This is a genomic window from Streptomyces axinellae (assembly GCF_039532135.1).
Lineage (GTDB): Bacteria > Actinomycetota > Actinomycetes > Streptomycetales > Streptomycetaceae > Streptomyces > Streptomyces axinellae.
In genome coordinates this window covers 67,307-81,921 of sequence record NZ_BAAARJ010000017.1, presented here as the reverse complement: position 1 = coordinate 81,921, position 14,615 = coordinate 67,307, and the positions used below count along the sequence as shown (strand labels likewise).

Below are 14,615 nucleotides of genomic sequence, written 5' to 3'. Positions count from 1 at the left end.
GCGGCCGACGCGAATGGCTACGCTTCGACCGTGGCGCACGGGGGTTCGGGGGAGCGCTCACGCCTCCCGCGACGTAGCCGGGTCGAGTGCGCTCTTCGCCGACTGCTGACGGGAGTTGCGCACGATGAGTAAGCGAGCCACCCACGCTGTCAGGACCGCGGCCACGGCCGCCTCCCTGGCGGCCACGCTGCTGCTGAGCGGCTGCGGCGCCGAGGGAGACGGCTCCTCCGGCAAGATCGAGGGCGCGGACAGCGGAAAGAAGACCTCGTCCCCCTCCGTGAGCGCGGACAAGAACGGGGGGACCGGTGAGAACGGGGACAAGGGCGGCCCCGTGGCCCCGGAGTTCGACTTCCCCCAGGGCGTCAAGGCGGACATCGCCGACGAGCACACGGGCGACAAGGAGAAGGACGCGGTGCTGCGGGATCACGGGTACGCGCTGCGCGCGGTGGTCCTCTCGGTCGCGAAAGCGGACGCGGACCTGCCGGTGGACAGCCGCTTTCTGTGGGGCGACGCGAACGACGCGCTGCGATACCACGTCTCCAAGTTCAAGAAGGACGGCAAGGTCGGCACCGGCGTCTACCGCTACTACGACCGGAAGGCCGAGGTACGCGACAACGACTCCGCCGTGGTCACGTACTGCGAGAGCGAGCGGGACGCCTTCGCCAAGGTGGTCAAGACGGGGAAGGTGTTGCGGACGGAGCCGAGTCCGGATGACTTCTCGCGCTACCACGCACGCATGGAAAAGAAGAACGGGGAGTGGAAGACAATGTCGCTGACTGCGAAGACTGATCCGACATGCGAGCGGTGACCCGCCGGCACGGCGGGACCGTACTGGCCGCTGCCGTCGCGCTCCTGGCTACCGCGACGGCCCCGGCGGCGGCGGGAGACGGCGAGAAGTGGGGCACCCCGCCCGCCGGAACCGGGGACAGCCCCTCCCACACCATCGGCGCGAGCGTCCACTTCAAGAAGGTGAACGACCCCGGAGGCGGCACCCCGTTGGCACCGGCGGGCGGCGGCACCACCTGGGAGCCGCCCACCTGCTGGTACGAACCCCGGTTCACCCCGGAGCAGTTCGACGACTACACCAACACCGCCCGCAATTACGTGGACAGCGCCTCCGCCTATCTCACCAGGAAATACGGGAAGAACGACTTCAACAAAGGCGAAAAGGGCCTGTGGTGGGAGTTGCAGATATCCGAGGCCGACGACGGCTCGTGCAACGCGCGAGAGGGCTACCTCTTCATCGGCCCCGAGCACCCCGCGCCGCCTGACGCACCCGTCATCGACCCGGAAATCCTCGCCGGTCTCGCATACCGCGAGACAAGACTCCCCGCGCCGCCCGTCAAGCTGAGCCCCGCGCCCGGCCACCAGGTGGTGAACCTCAAGACCTACGCGAGCTTCAGCAAGAAACTGGAGCGGGTGTGGGTGACGGCCGGTATCGACGTCCCCGGCGGCGAGCCGCTGGCCGCCACGGCCGTCGCCGAGCCCTCCCGGCTCCGGCTGACGGCGGACGGCGGGGACGCGGATCCGGCCTCCTGCTCGTACGACCTGACCGGGCACGGAGGGGCCTACGCGGTCCGGACGAAGGACGCGGACTGCAACATCACCTACCGTCGCTCCTCCGGCAAGAGCACCCACCCCCTCCGGGCCTACCTGACCTGGAAGGTCCACTGGAACGCGGGGGACGGGCCCGACGGCGACCCGCAGCACGCCCTGCCCTCCGGTGAGACCGAGTACGAGACGGCGGTGACCGTCAAGGAAGTCCAGTCGATCGTGCGCGACTGAGGCGACTGCCGCGCGATGTGGGCGGCGCATCGGTGCGCACCCGCGCGGGGCGGCGCCCTCCGGGGCGCCGCCCCCACGCGCGCCCCCGCCACGGGCCGCGAGGCCCCTCCGATGCGTGAACAGAGGGCGAATCAGGGGTCATTCGGGCCGCGCCTCGCTATGGTGAAAGACGCCGCATCGCCGCACCGCCACGCCCACATCGCCCGCGCCACCCGCACCACACGTACCGCCCGCAGAACCCGCGCCACCCGTATCACTCGCTCACTCGCTCACTCGCTCGCTCACCCACTCGCCCGTACGACGCGATGTGCAGAGCGTGCGCCGTACCGTCCCTGCCGCTGCGGCTCTTGAGAGGAGGCGGCGTCGGTCCATGTCCGGCTCGTCCCCCGGCCCCGGCCCGTACCGCGTGCGCGCGTGGGCCCGCACCCCTTCGCCCACGCGCCCATGTGTGGCACAGTCTGCGTTCGGGCAGCGACTGTCAGCTAGCGGCTGGCCGCGAGGAGGGGGGCATCGGCATGGAGCGCTCTGCCTCCGGTGTGACCAACTCCCGTCACCACGCGGCCCGTTTCGCGGGGCGCGAGTCGGTCAAGAACCTCTGCGACCGCACCTACCACCTCACCGCACCCGGCGCCGCGCGCCACGGAAGGGGGCCCGCGACGTGATACCCCGCCGCCCCCGCCCCGTCCCGCGCCCGTATCCCCTCCCGGATACCGAGCCGGCCACCCCTGGAGGAGAACCCGATGCCGAACGCCATGCGGAGGAGCAGGCGGTACCGAACGCTCGCCCGGATGCGGGGCCGCGCAGCCGACCGTGGCGCGAACTCGATCGAGTACGCGGGCATCGTGATCCTGGTGGCGGGGATCATCCTCGCCATCCGGGCCCTGGGCTTGGACGCGCTGATCTCCAGCGCGATCCTGAACGCGGTGTCCTCGGTCCTCGGCTGACCCGCTTCCCCGCACGGTCGCTCGCGCGGGCTCGAACGCGTGCTCCCGTGCAGATTCCGGCGCGGGCCCGGGCCCGCGCCCGGATTCGCGCGCGGTGCACCACGCAGCGGGACAGCGGGCAGACGGTGATCCTGTACGGCATGGTCATCGCGGGCCTGCTCTTCACGGCATTCGCGTTCTTCACCGTGGCGCAGGCCGGAACGGTGCGCAACGGCGGCCAGTCGGCCGCCGACGCGGCGGCCCTCGCGGCGGCGCAGGATGACCGGGAGCAGTTCTACGACGGGTTCCTGGACGCGCTCGATGACGACGGCGCATGGCAGGAGTGGCTCGACGGGCTGGGCGACATCACCGGGGACGGCTGCGGCGAGGCCGACCGGTTCGCGGGCCGCAACCGGTCCGATGTCCTCAGCTGCGAGCAGGTGAGCCGGGAAGGCGACCCCGGCTACACCGTGCGGATCCGGACGCGGTTCGACACCGGCGACACCTTGATTCCCGGAACGGAAGACAAGAAGGCCAAGGCAACGGCCACGGCGGTGATCCGGCCGCTCTGCGCCTTCGATGAGGACGCGGCGGACGCGGCGGACATCGAATTCACCTGCGACGGCGAGGACTTCACCGTCGATCCCGACGACGGCGATATCGGCCTGAAGCCCTCGGACCTGTTCTCGGTCGTGCTGGTCGAATGATGGCTGAACAACGGACAGAGGACGAGCGACAGATGAGCATGCGGCGCACCTTGAAGGGCCGTAGCGGACTCCCCGCTGCGGCGGTCACGACGGCCCTGGTACTCGCGGTCGCCGGGTGCAGTTCGGACGGCGGTGGCGGTAGCGGTGGTGACGACGGAAAAAAGCCCGCCACATCCTCCGGCGGGGACAGCGGTTCCTCCGGCGGCGACAGCGCCGGGGACGCGCCCGCCGACGAGGGGGACGGCGGCCCGCTGGCCGAGGTCAAGGGGAGCAACGACATCGCCCTGACGATCTCCACGGCGAAGCGGGAGAACGGCGGTTTCATCACCCTCACGGGGAAAGTGACCAACTCGGGCAGCAAGGCATGGAGCGGCGTCGAGTGGAAGTCCGACGAATCCGAGGTGGGCAACGCCAATCCGGCCTCGATGGCGGCGGCCCGGCTCGTGGACAAGAAGGGGAAGAAGCGCTACTACATCCTGCGCGACACCGAAGGCCGGTGCCTGTGCACCTCGTTCAAGGGCGGCCTCATGCCGGGCAACTCGAAAACCTGGTACGCGCAGTTCCCCGCGCCGCCCGAGGGGAATGACTCGGTCGCCTTCCAGATTGCCGACCTGCCGACGGCCAACATCACCGTTTCGGGAGAGTGAGCGACGCGATGAGACTCGTCCCAGGCCATGTGGTGCGCACCCTCGCCTGTACGTCGGCGTCCACGGCTCTCGTGGTCGGCGTACAGGCCCACGTCGCCGCAGCCGACACCCCGACGCCGCACCCCTCCTTCTCCGCCCCGGCCGCCCTGCCGACGGACAACCCGACCACCATCCCCACCGGCCAGGCCCCCTCCCTCCCGGGTGAGACCGGCCCCGGGGACAAGGGGTTCAGCGAGCCGCCGGACAACATCTCCGACTCCAGGCCGTCGCAGAAACTCGACCGGCAGGCGGAAGGGCTCCGGCTGGCGGGCGGGGCCGAACTTGCGGACCCCAAGGTGCTGGACATCAAATTCGTGACCGAGGACCTGGGCGGTGAGGAGCGCCGGGAGGACAGCAGGGAGAAGACGAAGTTCACGCTCCAGGCGGAAGTCCTCTTCCCGAAGGACCGCGCCACGCTCAACAGCGGCGCGAAGGCCCGCATCAAAACGATCGCCGACGAGATCGGGAAACAGAAGAGCACGCTGGTCAACGTGTTCGGCTTCACCGACGATCTCGGCTCCTACGCCCACGGAAAGACGCTCTCCAAGAAGCGCGCGACCCAGGTCCAGGCGGAACTCGCCCACCAGTTGGGCCCGGACGTCAGCTTCAACGTCCGCGGCTACAGCGAGGACTACCCGGTAGCGGACAACGGCACGGAAGAGGGCCGCGAGAAGAACCGCCGGGTCGAGGTCTCCTTCCCCCGCGACAACTGAGCCGCGGCGACTGAGCCGCGGCGGCGCCTCCGCACGGCGGGTGAACCGGCCGTATGGCAGAGCCGTTGTGCGGGGAAACGCCGGTGATCGTGTGAGCGAGGAGGGCATCGTTGTGTCGCGACCGGAAGTGTCCGGACTTACGGAGTCGGAAAAGAGGTTCTGGGAAGAGCGAGCGAGGGCGACGTACGCGAGTGACGAGCAGACGAGCATCCGGGACCTGGGCGGCGCGTACAGGTCCGAATTCGAGCGGGCGTGGGACATGGGGATCCGGTCCGCCCAGAACCCCGCATACGCCCGGCAGGTGGAAAGCTCGGATGCCGTGGGCAAGTTGGCCTCGGACATCGAGAATCGCATGCCCGCCACGGAGAACTACTGGTATCCCGCCGACTATGTGAGCGACTTGTACAAGGCGGGCCTCCGGTTCGGCGGCCTCATGGAGAAGTACGGCTCGCGGGACGCCGCTCTGCAGAAGAACATCGACAGGTACTGGCAGTCCGGCGAACGCCCCCTGGTCCCGGAACACGGCGTGGCGCTGGCCGCGGAGCATGCCAGAAACCGCCTGCACACGAGGTGGCAGGATTTGCGGTCGGGTGTCGCCTGGAACCGCGGTGCCGGGAAGGACGCCGGGGTCACGCTGGGCCAGGAGTCGGAATCGATGGAGCGGCTGCTGCCCTCGGCGAGGGTGCGGGCGGCCGACCATCTCCCGCAGGGGGCCGGACGTGAGGAGCGGTCGCCTTCCTCCTCGGTCGACTCCACCCGGCCGATGCCTTCTTCCTATGCGCCCCCCGCCACCACCCAACGCGGCGCCAAGAGATCCAGCCGCTGAGGGCGCTCGTCCCCTGTCGGGAGGCGGGTGGCGCTCGGGGCTGTCGGCAGGCGGTCGGTGACCTGTCGGCGACCTGTCGATGGCGGCCGGGACATTGGAGCAGGTCGGGCGGGTACCAACGGCCCGGCCACCAGCACCGCACCGTCCCGACCAGCGGGATCGGCGCCCCCGGAGCGGCCTGCGGGGGTGTCCGCCCGGCGGTCCACGGTCCCGAAGGAAGCAGGCTCCATGACCACTGACGTCACGATCATCGGCGCCGGGCTCGGCGGTCTCACGCTCGCCCGCGTCCTGCACGTCCACGGCATACCGGCCACGGTCTACGAGGCCGAGGCGTCCCCGGCCGCTCGCCCGCAGGGAGGGCTGTTGGACATCCACGACCACAACGGCCGGCTCGCCCTCGAAGCAGCCGGTCTGACGGACGAGTTCCGTGGCCTCATCCTGGAGGGCCGCCAGGCCATGCGGGTCCTCGACCCGGACGGGACCGTCCTGTTCGACAAGGCGGACGACGGCACGGGCGGGCGCCCCGAGGTGCAGCGCGGGGAGCTGCGTCAGCTGCTGCTCGGCTCCCTCCCGGCCGGGACCGTCCGGTGGGGGCACAAGGTCAGCGGCGTCCGCAGCCTCGGTGAGGGCCGCCACGAGGTGACGTTCGCCGACGGCGGCACCCTCGTCACCGGCGCGCTGGTCGGCGCCGACGGCGCGTGGTCACGGGTCCGGCCGCTGCTCTCCTCCGCCACACCCCGGTACACCGGCAAGTCGGTCGTCGAGACGTACCTGTTCGACGCCGACGTGCGTCACCCGGCCGCGGCGAAGACGGTCGGCGGCGGGGCGCTGATCGCGCTCGCGCCGGGCCGGGAACTGTTCGCCCACCGGGAGAGGGGGGACACCCTGCACGCGTACGTGGGGCTGGTCGAACCGAGGGAGTGGTTCGCCGCCATCGACTTCACCGACGCGGCCCTGGCCACCGCGCGGATCGCGCGGGAGTTCGACGGCTGGGCGCCCGAGCTGACCGCGCTGCTCACCGAGTGCGACCTCGCACCGGTCCTGCGCCCCCTCTACGCGCTGCCGACCGGACACCGGTGGGACCGGGTGCCGGGGGTGACCCTGCTCGGTGACGCCGCCCACCTCTCGATCCCCAACGGCGAAGGCGCCAACCTGGCCATGCTCGACGGCGCCGAACTCGGCAAGGCCCTCGCCGCGCACCCCGACGACATCGAGGCCGCGCTCACGGCACACGAGCGGGCCATGTTCCCGCGCGGCGCCGAGGCCGCTGCCCTCTTCGCCGACACCGAGGCCGACGAGCCGGGCTCCGGCGGTGACCGGCTCGGCGAGCTGCTCACCCTCCTCACCGGGCCCGGGGAGACTCCGTAGAGCACCCGCCCCGCGCCGGCTGTCCGCCGCCCCGGCCTCCTGCCCCGCCCCGCAGCCCCGCCGAACGCCTGGTCACCGGGGAGACCTACCGCGCGCGGCCCCGGGATGGTGAGATGACCGCAGGCGCGGCGACGGACCCCCGGCCCGGCACGGGAAGGCCGCCGTACGACCGCGAACGTGCCGTCCAGAGCGGAATCGGGCGGGCACCGGGCACGCATCGGGCGGGAATCGGGGGCCGGAATTGGGGGCGGGGAATGGGGAACGGGAAGTGAGCGCGGTGACGGAGACAGAACCGGGCCCGGGCGAGGACGGCCCGCGCGGCGAGGACGGCGGGGGCGAGAGCGCGGACCGGCACAGCGAGCGCCCCCGCTCCGGCGCGCCCGCACGCCTACGGGCGTGGCGGACCGCTCCGGCCTCCGCGTCAGTCCGGGCGTGGACGGTGGGCTGGGCCGCCGGGACCGCCCAGGCCCTCGGCGCCGCGCTGCTGCTGATCACCGAGTTCGTACGCCGGGACGTCGGCGGACTGGGCGAGCCCGTACGGCCCGGCACCGGACTACCGCACTACGCGGCCGGCTTCCCGCACCTGGCGGCCACGCTGGGGGACCAGTGGTGGTTCCGGCTGCTGGGCGAGGCGCGTGACGCGATGAGCTTCGGCGAGCCGCGCGCCGCGCTGTGGGCCGCCGTGTGCGCCGCGCTGGTCGTACGGCTCAACAAGGACGGCCCGCCGCGCACCCAGTGTTTCCTCTCCCTCGCGGGGGCGCTGTACTGCGCGGTGGCGGCCCTCTCCGCGATCCCGTATCTCGCGCTGCCGGGCTTCGCGCTGCCGTTCGTCCTGGTGCTGGGGGCCGTGGCGGTCGTGGGCGCCACACCCGGGTGGCGCCGCCGCCTCGTCGGCTGAGCGGCCCGGCGCGGCCTCCCCCCTCCGGCTTCCCCGGCTTCCCCTCCCCCGACTCCTCCCGCCTCACTCCGTAGCGTCCGCCGCGCACAGCGTGCGGGCTTCGCCGTCCACCTTCCACGTCCAATAGCGGCTGTGCTCCCCGCGCTTGCTCCGGTCGTCGTCGTGGCAGGACCCGGCCCCGGGGTCGTCGGCGTCGTGTACGGCGGTGACGGTGAGCAGGCGGTCGTACTTGCCCGAGGGCCGCTGGTGCGAGCACGCGGGCGCCGACATCAGCGCGGCCCGGACCTGGCCGCCGTCGGACTCGGCGAGCAGGCACTGATCGACGCGGAATTGCCGGGTGAGGCACAGCGAGGTCCCGCCGTGCGTCCAGGCGGCACGCCCGTTCCCGGCCGGGCAGGCGCCGCCCGCGTCCTGGCGTACGGACGTCACCCGCACATAGGCCCGGTCATCGCCGCACCCGACGCGGGTGGCGGCGCTCGGCGCGGGTCGGCTCCAGGTGGTGCCGTCGCTGTGCACCGTCAGGCACTGGCCGGCCTCGACGGAACGGAACGCGCGCGCCAGGGAGCTGTCGTCGCTCGCGGACCCGGTGGCGCCGGGGGAGGGGGGCTCGCCGGGCGGGCTCACCAGCGGCCTGCCGCCCGAGGGGTCCGCGAGCGACGGTGCGGAGGAGGGGAGCGAAGGCGTGGAGGGAGCCGGGGTATCGCCGCCCGTGCCCGCCGGAGGGTAGGGCGGGACGTTGCTGGCGCTGCCGCCGGGCGCGGGATCGGCGGCGGCACCCCCGTATCCAGGGACGTCGGCCACGCGGGGGAGCACCAGCGTCGCGAACAGGGCCCCCGCCACGGCCAGCCGCCACCGCCCCCGCCTGGCCCGCTCCCATTCCTGGTCCCAGTCCTGCTCCTGGGACGGCTCAGCCGTCTCAGCTGGCGGGAGCCCGTGAAGGCGCGCGGATATGTGCTGTCGCCAAAGGCTCAGCTTGTTCATGCCGGTACCCCGTCTCCCCATCACCCGCTGCCCCCGCGGGCCCGTGGGCTCCGCGTCGGGCTCCATGCTTGCGGATCAAGAAGCGGGTGACGAGACCCCGTTCAGGACATTGGTCCGGGAGTACGGGGAGAAACGCGCGTACGGAGAGAAAGAGGAGAAGCGGAAGAAGAGGAAGAAGAGGTGGTCAAGACGGCGGCCCTCACGCCGCCTTGACCACCTCGGCGCGAACGGCCCGCTGCCACTGCCCGCGCAAACGGTCCAGTTCGGCCAGCTCGGCCTTCGTCCAGAGCGTGCGGCCCGCGACGAACCGTCTGATCGCTTCGTTCGCCGCCGAGGACGAGAGAGCGGCGAGCCCGGCGGCGTGGCCGGACTCTCCGGTATGGCCGGGCTCTCCGGGCCCGGTGGAGGTCGATGTCATAGCTCCTACAGTACGGCCCCCCACTGACAACGGCAGTTGGCCAACGGGGCACCTGAGATGCTCCGTTCCCGCTGCGTCGCAGGTGCCGGCGGTTTCGGGCTCCGGGGCGCGCGCGAGCGGTGTGAGATGAATCGCGGCCAGAGCCCCCTACGGCGGGCACCGGAGCCCCGGGTCCGCGCATGGACGTAGCAGACCGACGGCCGCCGGACACCGCACCTCGGCGGGGGTCCGGTCCGGCGGCGGAACGGGCCAGGGCCGCCCGGTGGCGCCACGTAAGCTCGCGGTGTGCCGCTGCCGTGGATAGGGATCGTCGCCGCCGCCGCGTACGGCGCCGTGGCCGGGTCGCTGCTGCCGCGCGCCCTCCACCGGCTCGCCGTCCCCCCGGAGAAGCCCTGGCGCGGCGCGTGCCCGAGGGGGCATCCGCTGGGGGCCGGGCTGCGCGGGCTGATCGGCCCCGCGCGGTGCGGGCCGTGCGCCCGCGAGGGCCATCAAGGGGCGTACGGAAGCGGGGGTGGCGCGCTCGCGGTGGCCGGTGCGGCGGCGAGCGCCGGGCTGACGGCGGCCGTGGGGGCGCGCCCCGAGCTGGGGGTCTGGCTGCTGGTCGCCCCCGTCGCGCTGCTGCTGGCCGCCGTGGACGTGAAGGTGATGCGGCTGCCGGACCTGCTCACGCTGCCGCTGGCGGCGGGCTGCGCCGCGCTGCTCGGGGTCGTCGCGCTGCTGCCCGGTGCGGGCGGCAGCTGGGCGCGGGCGCTGGCGGGCGGCGGCGTGCTGGCGGGGGCCTTCTTCGTGCTGTTCCTGATCAGTCCGAGGGGCCTCGCCTTCGGCGACGTCAAGCTGGCGCTCTCGGTCGGGGTAGCCCTTGGGTGGTACGGCTGGGGGGTACTGTTCGCCGGAGCCTTCCTCGGCTTCGCGCTGGCCGCGCTGTATGGCGTCGCGCTGATGCTGACCAGGCACGCAGCACGGGGCACGGCCATGGCCTTCGGGCCGTTCATGGTGCTGGGAGCCCTGGGCGGGGTCGTGCTGGGTGCCGTGGCGGCCTGATGCGGGCCGGATCGGCTTGCGCGACACGGACGTTGATGTGCGGAGCGGACTGCCCTAGGGGCTAAGGTGGAAACCCCCCCTCGGGCCGGTCCGTATCCCCCCACGGACCGGCCCGCTTTTTTCTTCAGGGCGGGCGCTGTCAGCTCGAAGACGACCCGGAGACGTGCTCGGAGACGGCCGGCACGACAGTCCGGGAGACGGCTCAGGACTCGCTGCTGGCCGACCAGATGTTGGCGCCGGGCTCGCTGACCGCCAGCTCGTCGATCTCGCGCAGCTCGGCATCCGTCAGCGGCGCCGCGTTCAACGCCCCCACGTTCGCCTCCAGTTGCGCGACGCTGCTCGCGCCGATCAGCGCCGAGGTCATCCGCGCGTCACGCAGCACCCAGCGCAGGGCGAGCTGGGCGAGGGACTGCCCGCGGCGCTCGGCGATGGCGTTGAGGCCGCGCAGCCTGCGGACGACCTCGCCGGTCAGCAGGCCCGGGTCCAGGGACTTGCCCTGGGTGGCCCGCGAGCCCTCGGGAATACCGGCGAGGTACTTGTCCGTCAGCAGCCCCTGGGAAAGCGGCGCGAAGGAGATGCAGCCCATGCCCTCCTGTTCCAGGGTGTCCAGGAGCCCGTCCTCCTCCGTCCAGCGGTTGATCATCGAGTACGACGGCTGGTGGATGAGCGCGGGCACCCCCATCTCCCGCAGCAGCCGGGCCGCTTCACGGGTGCGCTCCGCGCTGTAGGAGGAGATGCCCACATAGCGCGCCTTGCCCTGCTGGACGGCGGTGGCGAGCGCCCCCATCGTCTCCTCCAGGGGCGTGTCGGGATCGACGCGGTGCGAGTAGAAGAGGTCCACGTGATCGAGGCCCATCCGGCGCAGCGAGGAGTCGAGCGAGTTGAGCAGGTACTTGCGCGACCCCCAGTCCCCGTAGGGGCCCGGGGTCATGTCGTAGCCCGCCTTGGTCGAGATGACCAGCTCCTCGCGGTAGGGGCGGAAGTCCTGCGCGAAGAGCCGGCCGAAGTTCAGCTCGGCGGAGCCGTAGGGCGGGCCGTAGTTGTTGGCGAGGTCGAAATGGGTGATGCCCAGGTCGAAGGCGCGGCGCAGAATGGCCCGCTGGGTCTCCAGCGGACGGTCGTCGCCGAAGTTGTGCCACAGCCCGAGCGAGATGGCCGGCAGCTTGAGTCCGGAGCGGCCGGTGCGCCGGTATTCCATGGCCTCGTAACGCGCCGCGTCCGCGCGATAGAGCTGGTCGGAGGGGATGGCCGTGGGGTCGGGGGCCGGGAGAGAGGTGCCGTGGGTCATGTGGCATTTCATATCACCAGCCCGTGACCGGCTCGGTTCGTACGTAAGGGCGACCGGCAGTAAGGTGCTGGGATCCCGACTCGGCACGGAGGGGCTGGCCATTCCCATGAATCTGCGCGACCTGGTGTACAAGCTCTATGCGCGCCGGGTGGAGTACCGCCTCGATCACACACAGGTGCCCAAGCACATCGGCGTCATCCTGGACGGGAACCGGCGCTGGGCGCGCGCCTCGGGCGGGACGACGGAGCAGGGGCACCAGGCCGGCGCCGACAAGATCCAGGAGATGCTCGGCTGGTGCAGTGAGACGGATGTGCAGGTCGTCACGTTGTGGATGCTCTCCACCGACAACCTGACCCGCCCCGACAGCGAGCTGCTTCCGCTGGTCGGCATCATCGAGGACACGGTGCGTGACCTGGCGGCCGACGGCCGCTGGCGGGTGCACCACGTGGGCCAGCTGGACCAGCTTCCCCACAGCACCCAGCAGGTGCTGAAGGAGGCCGAGCAGAAGGCGGGGGAGAACGACGGGATACTGGTGAACGTCGCCGTCGGGTACGGGGGCCGCCAGGAGATCACCGACGCGGTCCGCTCCCTCCTGCTGGAGCGCGCCGCGCGCGGCGTCAGCCTCGACGACTGCGCCGAGCACCTCACCGTCGAGGACATCTCCGAGCACCTCTACACCCGGGGCCAGCCCGACCCGGACCTCATCATCCGCACCAGCGGCGAGCAGCGGCTGTCCGGCTTCATGCTCTGGCAGAGCGCGCACTCCGAGTACTACTTCTGCGAGGTCTTCTGGCCGGGCTTCCGGAAGGTGGACTTCCTGCGTGCGCTGCGTGACTACGCGGCCCGCCACCGGCGCTACGGCGGCTGACCCTCCCGGCGGCCCGGGGCCCGGGGCCCCGGAGGCGCGGGGCCGGGGCCGGTCCGCCGGGCCGGGGAACGGCCGGGCGGCGACAAGGAAGCGGCTGGGTGGCGGCCAGGTGGCGGCCGGATTGCGGCCGGACAGCAGTCGGGCAGCGGCCGAGGCGGAGTAAGCCATTCGGTGACGATTTAGGCGTTATCACCGAAAAGTGCGGTCCCCTGGGGTCATTGCATGCATCACCACTCCCGGGGGAATATCCCTCAAGACCGTGCCCCTTCCACGGGGGCGGTCCCCGGGAGGCCCGCTTGCACGCCACGGACGCCCGCCCGGACCGCGCGGAGCACCTGATCCGCGCGGCACGGGCGCTGGACGCGGAGGGCCGGAGTCCGGCCCGCGTGGTGTGGGCCTGGCCCGGTCTCTTCCCCCGCGACGCCGTCGCTCCCCGACCTCTTCCGAGGGGGTACGTCCAACCGTGGTGAACAGCAAGAAGCGCAGCGAAGCCGGCCGGCGCACGTATGTCATCGACACCAGCGTGCTGTTGGCAGACCCGGCGGCCATGGACAGGTTCGAGGAGCACGAAGTCGTGCTCCCTGTGGTCGTCGTCACCGAGCTGGAGGCCAAACGCAACCATCCCGAGCTGGGCTACTTCGCCCGGCAGGCCCTCCGACGCCTCGACGAATACCGCATCAGGTATGGCCGGCTCGACGCGCCCATCCCAGTCAGCGAGCTGGGCGGCACGCTCCGGGTCGAGCTGAACCACTCCGACCCGGCCGTCTTGCCCGCGGCCTTCTTGAACCCGCACGGCAGACTGGGGGACAACGACTCGCGCATCCTCGCGGTGGCCAGAAACCTCCAGGCCGAGGGCTTCGACGTCACCGTCGTCTCCAAGGACCTGCCGCTGCGCATCAAGGCGTCCTCCGTCGGACTGCTGGCCGAGGAGTACCGCGCGGAGATGGCGGTCACCGACTCCGGCTGGACCGGCATGGCGGAACTCACGCTGCCTGGTGAGGACATCGACGAACTGTTCGCCACCGAGAGCGTGGACATGCCCCACGACGCGCCCGAACTGCCCGTGCACACGGGCATGGTGCTCCAGTCGGAGAAGGGCAAGGCGTTGGGCAGGGTCACGGCGGAGGGCCGGATCAAGCTGGTGCGCGGCGACCGGGAGGCGTTCGGGATCAAGGGGCGCAGCGCCGAGCAGCGCATCGCGCTGGACCTGCTGCTCGACCCCGAGATCGGCATCGTGTCCATGGGAGGCCGCGCGGGCACCGGCAAGAGCGCGCTGGCACTGTGCGCGGGCCTGGAGTCGGTGCTGGAGCGCAGGCAGCACAGCAAGGTGATGGTCTTCCGGCCGCTGTACGCGGTCGGCGGGCAGGACCTGGGCTATCTGCCGGGCACCGAGGCCGAGAAGATGGGCCCGTGGGGGCAGGCGGTCTTCGACACCCTGTCGGCCGTCACCAGCCGCGAGGTCATCGAGGAGGTCGTGGGCCGGGGGATGCTGGAGGTCCTGCCGCTCACCCACATCAGGGGCCGCTCGCTGCACGACGCGTTCGTCATCGTGGACGAGGCCCAGTCGCTGGAGCGCAACGTGCTGCTGACGGTGCTCTCGCGGATCGGCACCGACTCGCGGGTGGTGCTCACCCACGACGTGGCCCAGCGCGACAATCTGCGCGTGGGGCGGTACGACGGAGTCGCCGCCGTCGTCGAGCGGCTGAAGGGTCATCCGCTCTTCTCCCACATCACACTGACCCGCTCCGAGCGTTCACCGATCGCCGCGCTGGTGACCGAAATGCTCGAAGAGGGCCGTGTATAGGGCGAATCCGGACCCGTACTGAACAGGCCCCGTGCGGAAGGGCGTAGCACCCTAGCCGCACGGGGCCTGTTCGCGCCTTCTTTTCCTTGAATCCTCAGCCCCAAACGCCCTGTGAGCTTTCCCACTCAACACAGAATTGCCTCCGTGCGTCCGCGTCCGGCAGGGTGTGGTTTCTGTCAGGCCCCGCATACGGCACACCCGCACCGCCAACGGTGCGACAGAGCACAGCAGTACAGAACTGAACAGCAGTAGCCGTATGCCGCCCGAAGTACCACGCGGGCTCTCCGCAAGGGGATCCCACCGGGCCAG

The 14,615-nt window shown here is 71.6% G+C and carries 16 protein-coding genes; 13 read left to right on the top strand and 3 right to left on the bottom strand.

Annotation, left to right across the window (positions count from 1 at the left end; all coding sequences use genetic code 11):
- Positions 1 to 124: 124 nt before the first annotated feature.
- The 10 genes from ABD339_RS24055 (at position 125) to ABD339_RS24010 (ending at position 7,906) form a co-directional block, all read left to right on the top strand.
- The gene (locus ABD339_RS24055; RefSeq protein ID WP_344568565.1) at positions 125 to 808 is read left to right on the top strand and encodes a hypothetical protein; all 684 of its coding nucleotides are present in this window, start codon (positions 125 to 127) and stop codon (positions 806 to 808) included.
- Positions 796 to 1,785 carry a hypothetical protein gene (locus ABD339_RS24050; protein ID WP_344568563.1) on the top strand — a complete coding sequence of 330 codons (990 nt, stop codon included), beginning with the start codon at positions 796 to 798 and terminating at the stop codon, positions 1,783 to 1,785. Before ABD339_RS24055 ends, ABD339_RS24050 begins: the two co-directional genes overlap by 13 nt.
- A 515-nt stretch (positions 1,786 to 2,300) precedes the next feature.
- Positions 2,301 to 2,447 (top strand): hypothetical protein, encoded by a 147-nt coding sequence (locus ABD339_RS24045; RefSeq protein WP_344568561.1) that lies wholly within the window; start codon positions 2,301 to 2,303, stop codon positions 2,445 to 2,447.
- 126 nt (positions 2,448 to 2,573) lie between these two features.
- The gene (locus ABD339_RS24040) at positions 2,574 to 2,729 is read left to right on the top strand and encodes a hypothetical protein (protein ID WP_425576077.1); all 156 of its coding nucleotides are present in this window, start codon (positions 2,574 to 2,576) and stop codon (positions 2,727 to 2,729) included.
- Between the two features lie 47 nt (positions 2,730 to 2,776).
- Entirely contained in the window at positions 2,777 to 3,415 is a 639-nt protein-coding gene (locus tag ABD339_RS24035; RefSeq protein ID WP_344568559.1) for a pilus assembly protein TadG-related protein, read from the top strand.
- A 32-nt stretch (positions 3,416 to 3,447) separates the two neighbouring features.
- Entirely contained in the window at positions 3,448 to 4,062 is a 615-nt protein-coding gene (locus ABD339_RS24030) for a hypothetical protein (protein WP_344568557.1), read from the top strand.
- Positions 4,063 to 4,070: 8 nt separating this feature from the next.
- Positions 4,071 to 4,814, top strand: a complete 744-nt coding sequence (locus tag ABD339_RS24025; protein WP_344568555.1) for an OmpA family protein — start codon at positions 4,071 to 4,073, stop codon at positions 4,812 to 4,814.
- Between the two features lie 91 nt (positions 4,815 to 4,905).
- Positions 4,906 to 5,640: a hypothetical protein gene (locus ABD339_RS24020; protein ID WP_344568553.1), complete on the top strand. Its 735-nt coding sequence runs from the start codon at positions 4,906 to 4,908 to the stop codon at positions 5,638 to 5,640.
- Between the two features lie 228 nt (positions 5,641 to 5,868).
- Positions 5,869 to 7,008 (top strand): FAD-dependent oxidoreductase, encoded by a 1,140-nt coding sequence (locus ABD339_RS24015; RefSeq protein WP_344568551.1) that lies wholly within the window; start codon positions 5,869 to 5,871, stop codon positions 7,006 to 7,008.
- A 268-nt stretch (positions 7,009 to 7,276) separates the two neighbouring features.
- Positions 7,277 to 7,906 carry a hypothetical protein gene (locus ABD339_RS24010; protein WP_344568549.1) on the top strand — a complete coding sequence of 210 codons (630 nt, stop codon included), beginning with the start codon at positions 7,277 to 7,279 and terminating at the stop codon, positions 7,904 to 7,906.
- 63 nt (positions 7,907 to 7,969) lie between these two features.
- Here ABD339_RS24010 and ABD339_RS24005 read toward each other — a convergent pair whose 3' ends face one another.
- Entirely contained in the window at positions 7,970 to 8,887 is a 918-nt protein-coding gene (locus tag ABD339_RS24005; protein ID WP_344568547.1) for a hypothetical protein, read from the bottom strand.
- 199 nt (positions 8,888 to 9,086) lie between these two features.
- On the bottom strand, positions 9,087 to 9,305 hold the full coding sequence (locus tag ABD339_RS24000) for a hypothetical protein (protein WP_344568545.1): 219 nt from the start codon (positions 9,303 to 9,305) through the stop codon (positions 9,087 to 9,089).
- A 285-nt stretch (positions 9,306 to 9,590) separates the two neighbouring features.
- Between ABD339_RS24000 and ABD339_RS23995 the strand changes: the two genes are divergently transcribed.
- Entirely contained in the window at positions 9,591 to 10,346 is a 756-nt protein-coding gene (locus ABD339_RS23995; RefSeq protein ID WP_344568543.1) for a prepilin peptidase, read from the top strand.
- 202 nt (positions 10,347 to 10,548) lie between these two features.
- Here the strand turns inward: ABD339_RS23995 and mgrA are convergent, their stop codons facing one another.
- Complete coding sequence (gene mgrA, locus ABD339_RS23990) at positions 10,549 to 11,634, bottom strand: L-glyceraldehyde 3-phosphate reductase (RefSeq protein WP_344568541.1); 1,086 nt, start codon at positions 11,632 to 11,634, stop codon at positions 10,549 to 10,551.
- 106 nt (positions 11,635 to 11,740) lie between these two features.
- Here mgrA and ABD339_RS23985 point away from each other — a divergent pair, with 106 nt between their 5' ends.
- Together ABD339_RS23985 and phoH2 are read left to right on the top strand one after the other, a co-directional pair.
- A complete protein-coding gene (locus tag ABD339_RS23985; protein ID WP_344568682.1) occupies positions 11,741 to 12,502 on the top strand; it encodes an isoprenyl transferase in 762 nt (253 codons plus the stop codon).
- 463 nt (positions 12,503 to 12,965) lie between these two features.
- Positions 12,966 to 14,306, top strand: coding sequence for an RNA 5'-3' helicase PhoH2 (gene phoH2 / locus ABD339_RS23980; protein WP_344568539.1), 1,341 nt, complete (start codon positions 12,966 to 12,968; stop codon positions 14,304 to 14,306).
- Positions 14,307 to 14,615: the final 309 nt, after the last annotated feature.